General features: G+C 59.9%; 18 protein-coding genes. 8 read left to right on the forward strand and 10 right to left on the reverse strand.

What is annotated here, in order from left to right; genetic code table 11:
• Positions 1-186 precede the first annotated feature (186 nt).
• The gene (locus tag DKK66_RS08200; RefSeq protein ID WP_207389863.1) at positions 187-1041 is read left to right on the forward strand and encodes an ABC transporter substrate-binding protein; all 855 of its coding nucleotides are present in this window, start codon (positions 187-189) and stop codon (positions 1039-1041) included.
• Here DKK66_RS08200 and DKK66_RS08205 read toward each other — a convergent pair.
• Positions 1017-1610 (reverse strand): TetR/AcrR family transcriptional regulator, encoded by a 594-nt coding sequence (locus DKK66_RS08205; RefSeq protein ID WP_131357038.1) that lies wholly within the window; start codon positions 1608-1610, stop codon positions 1017-1019. The two genes, DKK66_RS08200 and DKK66_RS08205, sit on opposite strands and share 25 nt — an antisense overlap.
• A 162-nt stretch (positions 1611-1772) precedes the next feature.
• On the opposite strand from DKK66_RS08205, the gene DKK66_RS08210 reads away from it, so the two are divergent.
• On the forward strand, positions 1773-2693 hold the full coding sequence (locus tag DKK66_RS08210) for a sensor domain-containing diguanylate cyclase (RefSeq protein WP_131357041.1): 921 nt from the start codon (positions 1773-1775) through the stop codon (positions 2691-2693).
• A gap of 201 nt (positions 2694-2894) precedes the next feature.
• A complete protein-coding gene (locus tag DKK66_RS08215) occupies positions 2895-4829 on the forward strand; it encodes a sensor domain-containing diguanylate cyclase (protein WP_165494127.1) in 1935 nt (644 codons plus the stop codon).
• Here the strand turns inward: DKK66_RS08215 and DKK66_RS08220 are convergent.
• The gene (locus DKK66_RS08220; protein ID WP_165494128.1) at positions 4811-5791 is read right to left on the reverse strand and encodes an FUSC family protein; all 981 of its coding nucleotides are present in this window, start codon (positions 5789-5791) and stop codon (positions 4811-4813) included. The two genes, DKK66_RS08215 and DKK66_RS08220, sit on opposite strands and share 19 nt — an antisense overlap.
• 119 nt (positions 5792-5910) lie before the next feature.
• Between DKK66_RS08220 and DKK66_RS08225 the strand changes: the two genes are divergently transcribed.
• Positions 5911-6627 carry a pseudouridine synthase gene (locus DKK66_RS08225; protein WP_131357050.1) on the forward strand — a complete coding sequence of 239 codons (717 nt, stop codon included), beginning with the start codon at positions 5911-5913 and terminating at the stop codon, positions 6625-6627.
• Between the two features lie 18 nt (positions 6628-6645).
• On the opposite strand, the gene DKK66_RS08230 is transcribed toward DKK66_RS08225, so the two are convergent.
• Positions 6646-6981 carry a rhodanese-like domain-containing protein gene (locus tag DKK66_RS08230; RefSeq protein ID WP_045846335.1) on the reverse strand — a complete coding sequence of 112 codons (336 nt, stop codon included), beginning with the start codon at positions 6979-6981 and terminating at the stop codon, positions 6646-6648.
• Between the two features lie 159 nt (positions 6982-7140).
• Here DKK66_RS08230 and DKK66_RS08235 point away from each other — a divergent pair, with 159 nt between their 5' ends.
• Together DKK66_RS08235 and DKK66_RS08240 are read left to right on the forward strand one after the other, a co-directional pair.
• Positions 7141-7566, forward strand: a complete 426-nt coding sequence (locus DKK66_RS08235) for a hypothetical protein (protein WP_165494075.1) — start codon at positions 7141-7143, stop codon at positions 7564-7566.
• Positions 7567-7710: 144 nt separating this feature from the next.
• Positions 7711-8235 (forward strand): Dps family protein, encoded by a 525-nt coding sequence (locus DKK66_RS08240; protein WP_131357056.1) that lies wholly within the window; start codon positions 7711-7713, stop codon positions 8233-8235.
• Positions 8236-8421: 186 nt separating this feature from the next.
• On the opposite strand, the gene DKK66_RS20660 is transcribed toward DKK66_RS08240, so the two are convergent.
• From DKK66_RS20660 to DKK66_RS08275, 7 genes are all read right to left on the reverse strand, one after another.
• Positions 8422-9852: a methyl-accepting chemotaxis protein gene (locus DKK66_RS20660; protein ID WP_131357059.1), complete on the reverse strand. Its 1431-nt coding sequence runs from the start codon at positions 9850-9852 to the stop codon at positions 8422-8424.
• Positions 9852-10406, reverse strand: a complete 555-nt coding sequence (locus tag DKK66_RS08250; protein WP_045848458.1) for a PAS domain-containing protein — start codon at positions 10404-10406, stop codon at positions 9852-9854. Before DKK66_RS08250 ends, DKK66_RS20660 begins: the two co-directional genes overlap by 1 nt.
• Positions 10407-10543: 137 nt before the next feature.
• Positions 10544-11224, reverse strand: a complete 681-nt coding sequence (locus DKK66_RS08255; RefSeq protein WP_131357062.1) for a Fe2+-dependent dioxygenase — start codon at positions 11222-11224, stop codon at positions 10544-10546.
• A gap of 103 nt (positions 11225-11327) precedes the next feature.
• On the reverse strand, positions 11328-13487 hold the full coding sequence (locus DKK66_RS08260; RefSeq protein WP_131357065.1) for a TonB-dependent siderophore receptor: 2160 nt from the start codon (positions 13485-13487) through the stop codon (positions 11328-11330).
• Positions 13488-13684: 197 nt separating this feature from the next.
• The gene (locus DKK66_RS08265) at positions 13685-14095 is read right to left on the reverse strand and encodes a biopolymer transporter ExbD (protein WP_045848452.1); all 411 of its coding nucleotides are present in this window, start codon (positions 14093-14095) and stop codon (positions 13685-13687) included.
• Positions 14082-14690 carry a MotA/TolQ/ExbB proton channel family protein gene (locus tag DKK66_RS08270; RefSeq protein WP_231588933.1) on the reverse strand — a complete coding sequence of 203 codons (609 nt, stop codon included), beginning with the start codon at positions 14688-14690 and terminating at the stop codon, positions 14082-14084. The genes DKK66_RS08265 and DKK66_RS08270 overlap by 14 nt, the downstream gene beginning before the upstream one ends.
• A gap of 65 nt (positions 14691-14755) precedes the next feature.
• The gene (locus DKK66_RS08275; protein WP_131357068.1) at positions 14756-15376 is read right to left on the reverse strand and encodes an energy transducer TonB; all 621 of its coding nucleotides are present in this window, start codon (positions 15374-15376) and stop codon (positions 14756-14758) included.
• Positions 15377-15639: 263 nt separating this feature from the next.
• On the opposite strand from DKK66_RS08275, the gene hslV reads away from it, so the two are divergent.
• Together hslV and hslU are read left to right on the forward strand one after the other, a co-directional pair.
• Positions 15640-16200 carry an ATP-dependent protease subunit HslV gene (hslV, locus tag DKK66_RS08280; protein ID WP_045848450.1) on the forward strand — a complete coding sequence of 187 codons (561 nt, stop codon included), beginning with the start codon at positions 15640-15642 and terminating at the stop codon, positions 16198-16200.
• A 67-nt stretch (positions 16201-16267) separates the two neighbouring features.
• Positions 16268-17608 (forward strand): ATP-dependent protease ATPase subunit HslU, encoded by a 1341-nt coding sequence (gene hslU / locus DKK66_RS08285; protein ID WP_131357071.1) that lies wholly within the window; start codon positions 16268-16270, stop codon positions 17606-17608.
• The last annotated feature ends 299 nt before the right edge of the window (positions 17609-17907 follow it).

Below are 17907 nucleotides of genomic sequence, written 5' to 3' on the forward strand. Positions count from 1 at the left end.
TGACAGGACATGGCAGCGGCACCTGCTGCACGCTGCCCATGCTTGCTGTCCATGGCCCGGACTCGTATCCTCTTGGATTGGTCGCCGGGCCATTTTTCCATCATAAACAAAGGCATATCCCGGCTGACGCGGGGAAGCCCGGCACAAGGTGGCCGGTTGTCAGGCACTCCTGATTCGGAGCAGGACATGATTGCAGCATGTGCAGCACCTTGGTGGTGGATGGCCAGACGGCTGGTCTGGCTGGTCCCGTGCGCTGCCGTCTTGTGCGGCCTGCCGGGGCCGGTGTATGCCCAGCGTTCAGCCCCCTTGCCATCGGGGCAGATGGCCATTGTGCTCAGTGCAGATGACTGGCCGCCTTACATCGGTGCCAATCTGCCTAATAACGGCATTTTGTCCCGCGTCGTGAGTGCTGCCTTTGCCCGCAGCGGCGTGACGGTGCGTTACCGCTTCATGCCCAATAACCGCAGTCTGCAATCGGCCCGCAACGGCATGGTGGATGGCAGCCTGGGTTGGGCGCCCAGTCCGGACCGTCTGCAGGACCTGCTGTATACCAAACCGGTTCTTTCCGCGCGCATGGTGTTTTTCCAGCAGCGCAGCCATGTGGTGAGCTGGAAACAGCTGGCCGAGCTGTCCGGGATGCGTATCGGCATCACCATTGGCAACTATTACTCGGATGAATTCGACCGGCTGGTACGTCAGGGGGTGTTGCATACCGACGGTGCCGCCGACGACCTGAGCAACTTCCGCAAGCTGCTGGCGCGGCGTATCGACCTGTTTCCCATTGAAGAAGAAGTCGGCCTGTTTCTGCTCGGTCGTCACTTCTCCCGCGCCGAGACGGCAAAACTGCAGCATTCCCAGCCCTTCTGGCTGGCACCGCTGCATGTGGTGATCTGGAAGAAGCATCCGCATGGTGCCGAGCTGATTGACCGTTTCAACCGCGGTTTGCTGGCCATACAGCGCAGCGGTGAACTGGCACGTCTGGTGCAGGAAACCCGACAAGCCTGCCTGCGCAGTGCTCAACCGGCTGCTGAGCCGGAATGATGGGCGATCAGCGCTTCGGCTTCCGCCAGCAACTGGCCGGATAGTGCCGGGTCGGTCACCGCCCGTGCCAGCAGCATGGCACCCACCATCAGGCTGAGCTGGGCGCAGGGTGTCAGGGGGGGGGCATCAGAATCACCATCCTGTCCGGCGGCGCTTGCCAGGGTGGCCAGCTGTCGTTGCAGGCTGGCGGTGAAGGCCTGACGCGTGGCCGGTGTATGCCGACTGAGTTCCCCGGCCAGTGCCGCAGCCACGCAGCCGGTGTCCGGGAAGTCCCGATGCTGGATGCTCAGATAATGCTGTGCCACCGACAGGCGTTTGCTGCCAGGTGTTGCCAGCTGCATCTGTTGCTGCCATTGCTGATCGACAGATTGCATGGCCTGCTGGCAGGCTTGCGCCACCAGGTCTTCCTTGTCCTTGAAATGCCAGTAAAAGCCGCCATGGGTCAGGCCCAGATCCGCCATCAGGTTGGCGATGCCAACCGCGGCAATGCCTTCGGAACGGAAGCGTAGTGTTGCCATGTCCAGAATGCGCTGGCGGATGGCGGTCTTGTGCTGTTTGTCGTAGCGCATGCTGAATTCTTTAGCCGGATGATATTTATATTATGGACATAATATAAATAATTGCCATGTGAATCAGCAAGATAGCGCTTAACAATAAACATGTCCCAAGTGACAGGATGGCTTGCTTTAAGCCGGTCGGGTTTCTATTCCTAAGCGTCAGGACTCACGCACATGTCCAGGAGTGTCCAGATGGTGCTCAAGCTCAGGGATTTCCGCCTTATCGTCGAACATGCCAGCGATGCCATCATGGTGACCGAAGCAGCTCCACACCGTGCTCCCGGGCCGAAAATCGTCTACGTCAATCAGGCATTTTGCCAACTGTGCGGCTACGAAAAGTCAGAAATCCTGGGCCGCAATCCACGCTTCCTGCAAGGGCCGCAAACCGATCCGGCGATGCTGCACGATATCCGTGCGGGGCTGGAGCTGGGGCGTCCGCTACGCATGCAACTGCTCAATTATCACAAGTCCGGGCGCAGCTACTGGGTTGAAATGAGCATCATGCCGCTGCATGACGATAACGGGCTGGTCAGCCACTTTGTCGCCATCGAACGGGATGTCACGCACTGGCACAGCGTGCAGGATGCACTGTATCTGCTGGCGGTCACCGACGAGCTCACCGGCCTGCCCAATCGCCGGATGTTTGCCGAACTGGGTAACAAATACCTGCACCTGGCGCAGCGTCAGGCAACGCCGCTCAGTGTGGTGATGCTGGACCTGGATCACTTCAAGCAGGTGAACGACCGCTTTGGTCACCAGATGGGTGACAGCTTGCTTCGCGTGGTGGGCCGGGTCCTGAGTCAGGGAATACGTGAAAGTGATGTTGCCGGCAGGCTGGGTGGCGAGGAGTTTGGCCTGCTGTTACCTGAAACCAGTCAACAGGAAGCCTTGCAGGTGATACACCGGGTACAGGCCATGCTGGATGCCGCATGCCGGGCCGCCAGCTTGCCTGCGGAGGCCTGTGTCACGCTCAGCGTGGGCCTGGCCATGCTCGGCGCGAAGGACAAGGCGCTGGATGACATTTTGCACCGTGCAGACGAGGCACTTTACGCTGCCAAGAAACTTGGCCGGAACCGGGTGGAAATCAGCCTTTAGCGGTGGCATGCCGTCATTTTCCGGCGCAAGGCCCGGACTGTTCCGGGCTGTAACGCCTCCAGTGTCAATTCGTTACCACACAAGGGCTTGGGCTCGCAGGAAAGCGTGGATTTATCCCGATGTCTTGGCTATTCTTGCTGCCCATACCGCACTACAAACGACGGATAAGGTTTCGTCTTTTGCCGCGGCATGGGAGAAACCGTGTTCTCATCTGGCAAATCTGCACAGCCCTGGCTGACACGGGCGAAACAAGCCCTGTGGCAGGCCCTGTCACTGTGGCTGCTGACATGGTTGTCGGTCTGTTTGCCGTACTCGGTGGACTTTGGCAGGCTGGCCCCGCCCTTGTGGCTGCCGGCCGGTTTCTGTCTGGCGCAGGTCATGTTGCGCGGCTGGTCTTGCTGGCCCGGCTTGCTACTGGGCCTCTGTCTGGGCCAGGCATGGTTGTTGCCGCAGCATATGGTGCTCGCGGTGGGCATGGCTGCAGGGCAAACCGTGGCCGCCTTGTTGGCCGGGCAGTTCCTGCGCGTGCACAGCGGGCAGGAGCCGCCATTTCACCGCTTGAGTGGTGTACTGCTGTTCCTGTGGTGCGGTGTGCTGGCCAACACCCTGCTGGCCAACCTGCCGGCTTATCTGCTTGTCACCCCCTCCTTGCTGCCTTCTGCCGGGTCACCCTGGCCGTGGCTGTTTTCCCGCTGGCTGGGCGAGGTCAATGGCATCCTGACGCTGACGCCTGCCTTGCTGTTTCTCAGCCATGCGTCTTACCGCAAACAGCAGCTCAATCCTGCCGGCTGGCTGGAAACCGCCTTGCTCAGCCTCAGCACCCTGAGCCTGGCACTGGTAGAGTTCATCTGGGCTGATTTCCGCCACGGGGTGGCGGCATCGCTGTGGCCATTGTTTCTGATTGCCTTGATGTGGGTGGCGTTTCGCTGTCGTCTGGCGCTGGCTTATTGCCTGCACGCAGCGGTGGTGGTGCTGGCCTTTGTCGGTGTGCTGCTGCATAACGGCGCGGCATATCAGGACCCCGGGCTCAGTGGCATTGCCACTGCCGGCATGTTGCTACTGGTGCAGTCGCTGGGTTTGCTGGTGTTTGGTGCACTGGTGGCTGAGCGGCGTCATGCCGAAGACTGGCTGCGCCGTTCCAACCAGACGCTGGAAGCCAAGGTGGCGGAGCGCACCCGGCAACTGGCTCAAAGCGAAGCCCGGCTGAAGCTGATGGCAGATGCATCCCCCTTCCCGCTGGTGATGAGTCATCTGGACGGCGGCACGCTGATTTATGCCAATGCGCAGGCGGAAAGCCTGTTCCAGTGCCAGCTCAATGACACGGGCCGCCGGGTGCAGGATTTCTATATCGATCAGGAGGCTCGCAAGCAGGTGTCGCGGCTGCTGCATGGCGAGGGTGCGGTGCGCGATCATGAAGTCCGCTTGCATGACGCGCATGGCCGTCAGTTCTGGGCACTGATTTCCTGTTCGCTGGTACATAGCGACCAATCGCTGTATGTCATCAGCGGTATCAACGACATCAGCGAGCGCAAGCGGCTGGAACACAGCCTGCACGAGGCAAACGACGCCTTGCGCCAGCATGTGGCGGAAATCGAATCCATGCACGTCGGCCTGCGCGAGCAGGTGCGGCGCGACCCGCTGACCGGCCTGTTCAACCGCCGTTATCTGGATGAAATCCTGCCGCGTCTGCTGGCGCACATGCTGGCACTCAATGGCACGGTGGCGGTGATGATGGTGGATGCCGATCATTTCAAGCGCATCAATGACAATCACGGCCACCCCTGCGGTGATGCGGTATTGGCGGCACTGGGCGCCTTCCTGCGTGACCGCTTCCGCAGTGGCGACGTGGTATGCCGTTATGGTGGCGAGGAGTTCTGCGTCCTGATGCCGGGAATGGCGCTGGACGTGGCCAGTGAAAAAGCGGAACAACTATGTGCCGACGTACGGCAATTGCCCATCCAGGCGCTGGGCCAGCGTTTGCACATTACCCTGTCCATCGGCCTGTCGGTTTGCCCGCTACATGGAGAAGACCCGGCCAGCCTGATACAGGCTGCGGATGCCGCGCTGTACCAGGCCAAGGCACAAGGCCGCGACCGGGTGTGTCTGGCAGGCTCCAGTCAGCCCGCCCTGTTTTGAAGCAGCTGTTGTTTGACGCCCATTTCCAGCCACCAGGCCAGGCTGCCCAGCAACACACCCACCAGCAGGGTATCGGCCACCCGCTCCACCACGCCATGCTGCACCTGTGCCACCGGCATGACGGAAAGCACCAGCAGGGTCAGCCCGGCAATAAAACCGCGGAAGCTGCGTTGCATCAGCATCAGCGCCGTGGTGAGAACCAGACACATGATCAGCATGTGGATGGCCGGTGGCGGCTGCCACCAGGCCAGCAGTGCCGCCAGCACGCCACCCAGCAAGGTGCCGTATACCCGCTCCTTCACCAGCCATAACATGCGCTGTGGCGAGGGATCGATAATGCCGACCACCAGCACCGGCAGCCACCAGGTATGGGGCAGATGCCATCTTCCCCCGGCCAGCCAGGCCAGACATCCGCACAACAGCAAGTGCCAGGCATAGCGCCGGACATCATCGCGCGCGGCACCTGGTAATACCCGGTGCCAGTCCGCCAGACCGTATCGACCCAACAACAGGCCGTAAGCCGCCCCGCAAAACGCCAGCAACGCATGTTTCCCGGCGGGCAGTGTGGACGCGGGCATCATATTGGCCAGCAGCAGGCTGAATACCCAGAACTGCATGCCCTTGTGCAAGCCGCGTCGCGAGACCGTGGCCATGATCAGCAGCATGCCCGCCAGCACCGGCAACATCAGCCAGTCCTTGCCGATACAGGCCTGACCCAGCCATTGCATGACCGGCAAGCCTGCGAGGGAGTACAGACTCAGGCGCTTGGCCAGCAGTACGATCATCATCGAATAGGCCGCGCTCAGCGTGAACGGAAAAATCCAGCTGGCGGGTTGATCGCTGAGGGCAAACAGCATGGCCGGAACAAACAGCAGCGTGCTGGTGCTCAGCGCGTGCAGTAGCCGGAATCGTACATGGCGAATGGTGGCAAGGCCGCGCAGGGCGAGGCGTGGATAAGTCATCAGGGCTGTCCCCGCAGGTGGGTGGGATGGCGACTGTTCCATCATAGGCAAGCCTGCGGACCGGGTCATGGCCGGGCGGTAGCCATGCCGGCGGGCGGGGGGCGTGCTAACATTTCGCCATGGAACTCTACAGATTATTGCAACAGCAGGGCTTCGGCAGCCGCAAGGAATGCCGCAAGCTGGTGGAATACGGTTTGGTGGAAATCAATGGCGAAGTGGCCGAGGACTACCGCCAGGAATACTTGCCCGCCGACATCGAAGAACTGGTGGTCGATGGCGAACCGTGGCCATTGCAGGATGGCGCCATTTATCTCCTGCTGCACAAGCCGGATGGCTATGAAACCTCGCACAAGCCCATGCACCATCCCAGTGTGTATACCTTGCTGCCCTGGCAGTTTGGCAATCTGGGCATATCAGCAGTCGGACGACTGGACGTCGACACGACCGGCCTGCTGCTGCTGACCAATGACGGCCAGTTTGTGCATGCCCTGAGCTCGCCCAAGCGCCATGTGCCCAAGTGCTATGAAGTAACCCTCAAGCATCCGGTGCTGGACGATCTGGTACGGCATCTGCTGGCCGGGGTGTTTCTCAAGGACGACAACGAAAAGATTGCGGCAGACCAGGTCGAGGTGGTCGATGAAATCACCATCCGCATGACCATCACCCAGGGCAAATATCATCAGGTGAAGCGCATGGTGGCTGCGGCGGGTAACCGGGTGATGGATTTGCACCGCCTGAGCGTGGGTTCAGTTGTGTTGGGCGATCTGGACGAAGGGCAGTGGCGCTACCTGGAAGCGGATGAACTGGCCAGTTTCGGCTTTGGTCCAGACAAATAGGTTCAACAGCGCGCGCGTTTACAACAGCTGGTGCAGCTTCTGCATGGCTTCGTGCATGCCGCTGACACTCTCGATATGGGTGTAGCCAAGGCTGCGCAAGCGGGCGGCGGCCAGCCTGGCGCGCTCGCCGGTGCGGCAATACAGGGTGAACGGGGTTTCCGGTGTCGGAATGGTGCTGGCAGCCTGTTGTTCCAGCTGCTCCAGCGGGAGTGAACGTGCGCCTGGAATATGCTCGGCATGAAACTCCTCGCTCGAGCTGACATCAATCACCAGTCTGCTGGAGCCGCTCAGCAAGCGGTGTGCGAATGCCGCAGCAGTCACGCCACCAAGCAGTGCACCAAATAGATGTTTCATGATCTTGCCTGTCTCCTGACCGTGCTATCTGAACAGCAGGCACGTTCTTGTTCCATATTGCAGTTTTGCATGCCTTTGCCATAAAGCGCATTGTGGCAATTACCTAGTCAGCACTTTATTTCAAACGCCCGTTTTTTCTGCATGCACAGGGCGTGCGCAGTGTCAGGCCCAACTCCCAAGCCAACTCCCAAGCCAACTCCCAAGCCAACTCCCAAGCCAACTCCCAAGCCAACTCCCAAGCCAACTCCCAAGCTGGTTTTTGAGCCCCTGTTCCTGCGTGTGCCAATTTTCCGACTAGCCTGCCCGGCCATTGCACTGGCCGGGTGTTTTTGTCCCCGTCTTTCCGGCGAATTGTTGAGTGATGAGTGTTTGATTCTGGAATTTCTTGTTTTTCTGCTTCTTATTCATGACAAGTTTTTCCGTATTTTTTGGATGAAAAAATCTATCGAATTCAATTTTGTTATTTATGTAATGAAATACATGAGATATTTACGTATGTTTGGATTTTTCTGGTGTTGGAGAGGAACAGATCGGGATAGGTTTGCGCATCGCTATGTATGGCAGGTCTGCTGCCGGGGCGGCTAGGTGAAGAGGAGTAAGTGGGTGGTTGGGAAAATTCGCCTGTTCAATCAGAAAAGCAGGCTTGCCCGGAGGGAGTGAGAAAAATAGCTTCTCACAAGCAGCGTAAGCCACTGGATGCTGTCCCATTTTCTGAGGAGATGTCCTGTCATGACCCAAGCAACACACACACCGGCCCTGCATGCCCATCCCGATGCCGCCTTGCATACCCCCAGCGACCTGGATTCAACGGCTTCCCGCGACATCAGCGCCGCCTTGAACGGCTTGCTGGCAGATGCCTTTGCGCTTTACCTGAAAACAAAGAACTTCCACTGGCATGTCAGTGGGCCGCATTTCCGCGATTACCATTTGCTGCTGGATGAGCAGGGCGATCAGCTATATGCGATGACCGACCCACTGGCGGAGCGGGTGCGCAAGGTGGGTGGCACGACATTGCGCTCGATCGGCCACATTGCGCGTCAGCAACGTATCAAGGATAACGATGCCGTTTATGTCACACCGGAAGATATGCTGGCGGAACTGCGCGAGGACAATGCAGCCCTGGCTGGCAGGCTGCGCGAGGCACATGCGGTATGCGAGGAGCACCGCGATATCGCGGCGGCCAGCCTGATTGAGAACTGGCTGGATGAAACCGAGCGCCGTTGCTGGTTCCTGTTTGAGGCCGGGCGACGTTAACAGCGCAGGCAGAATGAAAAACAGCCCGTCAGGGCTGTTTTTCATTATTGGCCGGGTTCAACTGCCATCAACTTCTCCAATCATGACCAATTGGCCGCAGGAGGGTGATGGAACGGGGATGGTCAGCCCGTGAAATCAAACGGCGGGCACAGTGCAATGGAAGCGGCAAGCCCCGCAGCAAGCTGGTCAGTGCAGATGCTTTTCTTCCACCATGCGGTCCAGTAGCTGCAGGATCTGGGCACTATCCTGTTCCAGCACCCGCATGTGCTGGATGATGGCGTCTTCGTCCAGCGTCTGCTTGTTGCTGGCGGTGGACAGTGCCAGTTCAACGCCTTTGCCGACACGCTCGTCCGCTGGTGCCAGCTGACCGAAGGCGCGGGTCGCGCCGAAGCTGTTCCGGCCTTCGCCCTGACACCAGGATGTCAGGTCATTGCCCAGTGGCAGCCCGGCACCTTCTTCAATGGCGTGATAGGCCATTTGCTTGTACATGACGTGGCCGACTTTTTGCAGCGATACCTGCGACATGTCGCGCACTCGCTGGACCTGTCCCAGTACGGTATCGGACTGTTCGGCCAGTGTGGCAAAACGCTGGTGGAAGGTTTCTACCGAAGCCTTGACTTCGGCGGCTACCGTGCCTGCTTCACTGGCACGGGCATGCATGTCGCTGATACGGCTGGACAGGCTGCCCAGCACCGACTGTACCCGGTGTGCGGTGTCCTTGCTGCGTTCGGCCAGCTTGCGTACTTCATCCGCCACCACGGCAAAGCCGCGTCCCATTTCGCCGGCGCGGGCCGCTTCAATGGCGGCATTCAGCGCCAGCAGATTGGTCTGGTCGGCAATGGCGGAAATGGCCGCCAGCGAGGATTCAATGCCCGTCCACTCCTGAGCAAGAGCGGTGCTGGCTTCGTTCATGCTGACCACGCTGCCGGCAATCGTATCCATATGGCCGGTCAGCAGGGTGGCACTTTCCAGGCTGTCACGCGAGGTACTGGCCGTGTCGCGCGTGATGCTGGAGACCTGATCCATGGCGGTACTGATCTGGGTGAGATCGTTCTGATTGCTGGCCAGGTTGTTACGCAGATGCGGGTTGTTCAGGGCTGCCAGCTGGGAAGACAGGCGATTCTTGCGGATGTAACCATCGTTGTCCGCCATGGCCTGGATGGCGCTGTCCACATTCTGCAGCGATTCGGCAAACATGCCGGGCAGGCCCTGGCTGAGCGGACGTCGGCTGTAGTCGTTCTCGCTGACGCGACGGAAGCTGGTATTGATTTCCTTGAAATAGGTTTCCACCAGATCAAGAAAATCGTTCAGCTCCCAGGCCACCAGGCCGACTTCACCCATGTCGCGGGTGCGCGAGGCACGATGGTGCAATTCGCCATCACAGGCATAACCCAGTTGTTCGTGCAGGGTGTTCAGCACGGCAAAAATGCGCCCGCTGCCCAGCCAGATCATGCCCGAGAGCAGTAGCGACAACAAAACCAGGAACACTTCTACCGCCAGACGCCAGCTATCGGGCAGCAGCAAGGATGCCAGTACGGTGCAGATGGTGAGTACATTGAAGCCGATCAGCCAGAAGCCCAGCCGGGTTCGCAGGAAGGGTGAGGAGCGGCGGGCCATCAGGCAGACCTCCCGGTGGAAAGGTGGGGGTCCAGCAAGGACAGCACAAAGCTTTCATAGCTGTGGCCCTGCTTGTCCAGTTCGGCCAGCAGCCATTCCATGGAGGCGTCCGGTGCGCTCGCCTTGTTCAGTGTGCTTTCCAGCTGGCACATACGGGCGTAAATGGGAATCACGGTTTCCACTGCGCGCCGGCCGGGCGGACGCCGTACCGAGAAATAACCTTCCAGCTTGTTCTTGCTGTCGTAGTCCGGCGTGACATTGGCCAGCACCCAGTAGTAATTGCCGCTGGCGGTATAGTTTTTGACCACGCCGAAAAACTCGCGCCCGGCTTGCAGGGTTTTCCACATCAGCCGGTATACACCGCGTGGCATGTCCGGGTGGCGAATCAGATTGTGTGGCTTGCCCAGGAGCTCGCTTTCCGGATATTCGGCCAGCTGCATGAAGACGCGGTTGGCATAGGTAATGTGGCCGGTGCTGTCCGTCTTGGTGACAATCAGCTCATCTTCCTTCAATTGCACTTCCCGGCTTTGGGATGGGTGGATCTGGCTCGCCATGGTGGGCTTCCGCATAGATATCCGTGCTGGATATGTCGATTAAGTAGAGTTCTTGGTAACTTTACTTAGTCATGCCGAAATTTTTCATGACAGCGATCAGGTTTTTCCAATCTTTTGACCAGAAAACAGTTGTGCGGTCAGAGATCCGCCCACATGCGCAGCAAGTTGTGATAACTGGCAGTCAGGGTCACCAGTTCCTTGGTGTCGCCGTGCTGCTGGCGCAGCTGTGAAATGGCCATGTCCATGTCAAACAGCAGGCTGCGTTTGGCGTCGTCCCGGATCATGCTTTGGGTCCAGAAAAACGAGGCAATGCGCGCGCCGCGGGTAACCGGTTCAACGCGGTGCAGGCTGGTGGAGGGGTAGAGCACCATGTCGCCGGCAGGCAGCTTCACACTGTGCAGGCCATAGGTATCTTCCACCACCAGTTCCCCGCCGTCGTATTCATCCGGCTGGCTGAAGAACAGGGTGCAGGACACATCGGTGCGCACCCAGCTCTGGTCGAAGGGGTGGCTGCGCACCGCATTGTCCACATGATTGCCAAAGTCCATGCCGCCCTGATAGCAGTTGAACAGAGGGGGAAATACGGTTTTGGGCAGGGCTGCCGAAAAAAACAGGGCATTGCGTTTGAGCGCTGCTTCCACCATGGCTTGCAGCTCGCGGGCAATGTCCAGGTGCTGGGGCAGTTGCAGATTGCGCTTGACCTGGGCGGACTGGCTGCCCGCGGTGATGCGGCCATCGGCCCAGTCGGCCTGGGAGAGCAGCATGCGGCCATGGGCCAGTTCTTCGGGGGTAAGGACGTCGGGGATGTGAAGCAGCATGGGTTTGACTCCGCGTGTACCGGGCGCTGGTTGACGACAAAAGCGCTGGCGCCGGTCAGGTAGAAAAGCGCCAGCCGCAGTGAGGGGCGGCCGGCGCAGAGGCTTAGTATTTCAGGCCGATGGTCAGCTGTGCTTCGCGTGGGGTACCCACGGTGGCATGGCCGGTATAGGCTCCGTCGTAGTAGGTCTTGTTACCCAGGTTGTTCAGGTTCAACTGCAGGCGGTAATGCTTGGTTTCATAACTGAGCATGGCATTGGCCACCGTGTAGGACGGCAGATACAGCGTGTTGGTCTCGTTGGCATAGCGCTTGCCCACATAGGTGGCACCAATGCCGCCGGTAATCTGGTCGGTGAACTTGTACGTGGTCCAGATATTGCCGGTGGCACGCGGTGTGTAGCGTGGCATCTTGCCGGTGGTGCTGTTCAGGCCGGGTGCGGCTTTGTCGATCTTGGAATCCATGAAGGTGACACCGGCAAAGATTTCCCAGCGCTCGGTCAGGCGGCCGCTGCCTTCCAGTTCAATCCCGTTGGTGTGCCGCTTGCCGGACAAGGTGACCAGCGTGGTGTCGTCCGGGTCGGTATTGCGCTCGTTGGTTTTTTCAATGCGGAACAGTGCCGCACGCAGGCTGGCATCGCCATCCAGCAAGTCCCACTTGGCACCCAGCTCGATATTGCGGTTCTTTTCCGGGTCTACCTTGGCGGTAGCCTTGTCCAGCGAATAGGTTTCGCCAGAGGGGTTGAACGAGGTGCCGTAGCTGAAGTAGTAGGACTGGGCCATGTCCGGCTGCCAGATCAGGCCGCTGCGCCAGCTCCACACATTATCCGTGCGCGACAGGTCGTAGGTGTTGCTGCTGTTCACGCTGCCGTTGGAATTGAAGCCGCGCACATTGTAATCCCCCTCGAAGCGGTCAAACCGTGCACCCAGCACCGCTTTCCATTGGCGGGTCAGTTCGATGGTGTCCATGCCGTACAGGGCAATGTCGCTGGCCTGGAACTTGGTATTGCTGCTGCGATAGCGGGCCGCGTTATAGGCGGTGGAGGATACCGGGTTGCCAATGGTGGTGGTGGGCAGGGTATTGAGCAGGGCGTAACGGCTGGTGTCGGACAGCTCGTAAGTCAGTTCCAGCCCGGTCAGCAGGGTGTGGCGGATGTCACCCGTGGCAAAGCGGGTGGTCAGGTCGGTCTGGTTGTTGACGGACTGGTCCACACCGTCGCGCATCGGCTTGCTGCGACGCATCAGGCCGGTGGTGCTGGTGTCGCTACTGGCCAGGCGCGGCGCGGTGGGGCTGACATCACGCCAGAAGCGGTTATAGCGCAGCTGGTTGCTCAGCTCGGTGCCATTGCCAAAATCGTGGGTGACTTTGGCGGTGACGATATCAGCGCTGGTCTTTTCGTAGTCACTGTCAAAACCGTAGAACTTGCTGCGATCCACGCTCAAGGGTTGGCGTGTGGCCGAGTTATACGGCACGCCGTAGTCCGGCACATTGTTTTCTTCCTGATGCATGTAGGACAGCACCACGGTGGTGGGCTCTCCCAGGCCAAATGCGACGGAAGGCGCAATGCCCCAGCGCTCGTTTTTGGCCGCACCGCGGTCGCTGCCGTCGTGCGTGTCCATCAGGTTCAGCCGTACTGCAGAGTGATCGCCGGTCATCTGGTTGATGTCGGCCGTCACGCGCTGGTAGTCATTAGTGCCGATGGTGAGGTCGCCCTCCAGCTTGCTACCCAGATACGGCGATTTGCTGACCTGATTCACCACCCCGCCGGTGGAGCCACGGCCAAACAGCATGGAGCTGGCACCCTTCAGGACTTCCACCTTTTCGTCGTTGAAGGCATCGCGGTTGTACTGGCCGATGTCGCGCATGCCGTCGCGATAGGTATCGGTGGCGGCGGAGAAGCCGCGAATCACCACCTGGTCGCCACTGCGGCCGCCTTCACCCGCCGCAAAGGTGATGCCCGGCACGTTGCGCAGCGCATCCTTGAGCGTGGCCACGCCCTGGTCCTGCATCAGTTGCTGGTTTACCACGGTGATGGATTGCGGAATGTCACGCAGCTGCTGCTTGGTTTTGCCAATGCTGGTGGTTTCCGTCTTGTAGGTGTCGCGTACCGGGGCCTCGCCCTCCACGGTAACCGTCTCCAGGGTCTGGCCGGTTTCTGCCGCCAGTGCCAGGCTGGGGCTCAGTGCCACCGCCAGCATGCCGACTGCCACGCGTGTGGGCAGCTTGCGCTGCGCAAGGTGAGGCGATTGTTGCAAGCTTTGTTTCATTTAATCCTCTTTTATTGTGTGCCAATCACAGAAAGCAACTGCAGAAAGCAAAGTCCCGGTCTGCGCATGGGCGTGACGCAGCCGTTCCCGCATGCTGAGTGGGCAGCATGGGGTGCAGCAGACAAGGACGGGGGAGTACAACAACCGGCCAGCCACCCCCGTGACGGGCCGGTTGTCAGAACAGCGGTAGGTGGCGGCTAGGGCGCTTCGGTCAGAAAGCCGATGCGGCTGATGCCGTTTTGCTGGGCGGTGGCCAGCGTGGTGGCCACCAGCTCGTAGCGCACGCTCTTGTCGGCGCGCAAGTTCAGTTCCACCTTGGGGTTAGATTGCACGGCAGCGGCAAAGCGGGCGGCCAGGGCACTCTGGCTGACCGGCTGGTCATTCCAGAACAAGGCCCCGGCGGCATTGATGGACAGGCGGATCTGCTCCGGCTTGTCCTGATGCGCCGCGGCGGCAGCCTGGGGCAGGTCCAGCTTCACGCTATTGGTCAGCAGCGGCGCGGTAATGATGAATACCACCAGCAGCACCAGCATCACATCCACCAGCGGGGTGGTGTTGATCTCGGCCATGGGTGCGCCGGGTCCTTTGTCGAAACTACCGAATGCCATGGCCAGACTCCGGCTGGGTCAGCAACTGGGCGTGCAGGTCATGGGCAAAATGGTCCAGCTGCTGCGACAGTACCCGTTGCGTACGGGTAAACGTGTTGTAAGCCAATACCGCAGGAATGGCGGCTGCCAGGCCTGCCGCAGTGGCAATCAGCGCTTCACCGATGGGGCCGGCCACCGTGGCAATGCTCACCTGGCCTGCCGTGCCGATATTCACCAGCGCGTGGTAAATCCCCCATACCGTGCCAAACAGGCCGATGAACGGCGCAGTCGAGCCGACGGATGCCAGCACGGTCATGCCGCTTTCCTGACGGGCATTTTCCTGTGCCAGTGCCTTGCGGATGGCGCGGGTGACAAACTCGTTCAGGTCACAAGCCTTGCCCAGAGAACGTTCGGCATGCTGCTGGTGATGGCGCAGCGCGGCCAGGCCTTCACGGGTGATATGCGCCATCGGCGCGGTGGAGTCAGCCAGTGCCTGTTCGGCGCTCGACCAGTCAGGCGCATCCCACAACGCGGCTTCCGCCTGGCGGTTGGCGCGTCGCAGGCGGTAAGTCTGCACCCCGCGCTGCAAAATGAGCGACCAGGTTGCAATAGACATGAGAATGAGAATCATGAACGTCGTGCTCAGCACAACGTCCCCTTGTTGAAAGACAGTCAGTAGCTTCATGGTTTGCGCAAGTTCTTCAGGGAAAATTCGACGGGAACAATAAAGGTATAAGGAATGGCTTCATCACCACGCTTGGCCGGAATGAATTTCCAGCCGCGTACCGCAGTCTGCGCGGCGCGGTCCAGCCGGGGGAAGCCGCTGCTGTGCTCCAGCTCCACCGACACCGGCAAGCCTTGGGCGCTCACCTGCACCCGCAGGCGCACCGTGCCGGTTTCTTCCATTTCAATGGATAGCGGCGGGTAGGTCGGCTTGGGGTTATTCAGATAGCCGCCGCGGTACAAGGGCTCCTGCACCTGTGGCGCCGGTGCCGCTGGCGTCGCCACCGCTGGTGCAGCAGCAGGTGCCGCCACATGGTTGCTTGTTTCCGCCGGGGCCGCCGACGGGCTTGGCGCGACGGACGAACGTGCGACAGGCTGCGCTGTGGGCTTGGCTGCCGTCTTGGCAACAGGCCGGGGCGTGGCCGGTTTCGCTACCGGCGTTGGCTTGCTTTGCTTGGGCGGTGTCACCGGAACCGCAGCAGAAGGCGCTGGCGCGCTGGGCGCTGCCAGGGTCATGGCCGGCAGGCTGGCCAGCTGCGGCAGGGTCACCGGAGGCGTGGTGGCCAACCAGCTTGCCAACAGCAGCAATGCCAGCCCGTGCAGGCTGCAGCTTCCCAGAAATGCCGCAGAGGGCAGTCTGTTTGCAGTAGTTTGGAGTCGGAGATTCATGGTAAAAAATGATAATGCAAATTATTATCATTAGCAATTATTAAGATCAGTAGCGCCTTCACCACAATAAGCCATGTGTGCCAAAGGGTTGTCTTGTAATCGCCCTGAATGGCTGCATATTGCACATTACGCGTCAGTCTGGCGCAGACACATTCAATAGACTGGAACAGAACATGCAGCAGTTTGACGGAACCACCATCGTCTCCGTCCGTCGCGGCGAGCGCGTGGCGCTGGGCGGCGACGGCCAGGTAACCCTGGGCAATATCGTGATCAAGTCCACGGCGCGCAAAATCCGCCGCCTGTATCAGGGCAAGGTACTGGCGGGCTTTGCAGGCGGCACGGCCGATGCCTTCACCCTGTTCGAGCGTTTCGAGGCCAAGCTGGAAAAACACCAGGGCCATCTGGTGCGTTCGGCGGTGGAGCTGGCCAAGGACTGGCGTACCGACCGCATGCTGCGTCGGCTGGAAGCCATGCTGATTGTGGCTGACAAGGAAGCCACCCTCATCATTACCGGTAACGGTGACGTGCTGGAGCCGGAGCAAGGCATTGCCGCCATTGGCTCGGGCGGAGCTTTTGCCCAGTCTGCCGCGCGTGCACTGTTTGAAAATACCGAACTGGACCCGGCCGTGGTGGTGAAGAAGTCGCTGGAAATCGCTGGCGACATCTGCATCTACACCAACCAGAACCACCTTATCGAAACGCTGGGAGAAGAAACCCAGCCGGCGGCGCAATAAACCCAGCCTTCATTCCCACAGATTCACAGGCCAGCGCAGGCATGCCGGCGTGGCCGGGAGTACCGTCATGACGCAAATGACCCCGCAAGAAATCGTTCACGAACTCAACAAGCACATCATTGGCCAGGATGCCGCCAAGCGCGCCGTCGCCATTGCCTTGCGCAATCGCTGGCGTCGCCAGCAAGTGGCCGAGCCGCTGCGCAGCGAAATCACCCCCAAGAACATTCTGATGATTGGCCCCACCGGCGTCGGCAAGACCGAAATCGCCCGTCGTCTGGCCCGTCTGTCCGGCGCCCCCTTCATTAAAGTGGAAGCCACCAAGTTCACCGAAGTCGGTTATGTCGGCCGCGACGTCGACACCATCATCCGCGACCTGGTGGAAGTCGCCATCAAGGAAACCCGCGACGCTGCCATCAAGCGCAACCGCGTGCGCGCTGAAGATGCCGCCGAAGACCGCATCCTCGACGTACTGCTGCCACCGGCGCGCAGCGCCCCCGGTTTCTTTGGCGAACCGCAGGCCGAAGACAGCAAGCCCGAAGACGGCCACACCAGGCAGAAATTCCGCAAGATGCTGCGGGAGGGCAAGCTGGACGACAAGGAAATTGAAATCGAAGTGGCTGCACCGCAGTCCAAGATGGAAATCTTTGCTCCGCCGGGCATGGAAGACTTCTCCAGCCAGTTGCAAAACATGTTCCAGGGCATGAATGCCGGCAAGAAGAAGGCCAGCAAGCTTAAAGTGGCAGAAGCCTTCAAGCTGCTGATCGACGAAGAAGCCGCCAAGCTGGTCAACGAAGACGAACTCAAGGCCGAAGCCATGAAGAACGTCGAGCAGAACGGCATTGTCTTCCTCGATGAAATCGACAAGGTCACCAGCCGCTCGGAAGGGCAGGGCGCCGATGTCTCCCGCGCCGGTGTGCAGCGCGACCTGCTGCCGCTGGTGGAAGGCACCACCGTCACCACCAAATACGGCATGGTCAAGACCGACCACATCCTGTTCATTGCCTCCGGCGCCTTCCAGCTGTCCAAGCCGTCCGACCTCATCCCGGAACTGCAAGGCCGTCTGCCCATCCGGGTAGAACTCTCCTCGCTGTCGGTGGACGACTTCGTGCAAATCCTCACCAGCACCGATGCCTGCCTCACCCGCCAATACCAGGCGCTGCTGGCGACCGAAGGTGTAGGGCTGGAATTCGAGGAGTCCGGTATTCGTCGCCTGGCCGAGATAGCCTGGCAGGTGAACGAAAAAACCGAAAACATCGGCGCGCGCCGTCTGTATACCGTGATGGAAAAACTGCTGGAAGAAGTCTCCTTCGATGCGCGCAGTGGCAGCTGCAAGATCGACGCCCACTATGTGGATGGCAAGCTGGACATGCTGTCCCAGCGTGAAGACCTGGCCCGCTACGTACTGTAAGCCCCTATCTGCTTCCGCAAACAACAGCGCCCAGCGGGCGCTGTTCAGGCTGCTGACAATGTTATTTGGTGCGCTTGTACTGGACCCGGCAATGCCGGGCCTTCCGACCAAGCATTTAATTCCGCAGCCTTCCCATCGATTCCCCTTTCCCCCCGCCCTTTCCCTGAAAGGGAGCCTCGCTTTCTATCCAGAAATCGAGAAGGGGTTGCTGTCAGTAAGCAGAAAAATGAAAAATGCGTATAAACAGCGAAATGATTTGCTGATTTGACCATCCTGCACGATTTTCCTGCCGGGAAATC

Source organism: Aquitalea sp. USM4, from assembly GCF_004328945.1.
Lineage (GTDB): Bacteria > Pseudomonadota > Gammaproteobacteria > Burkholderiales > Chromobacteriaceae > Aquitalea > Aquitalea pelogenes.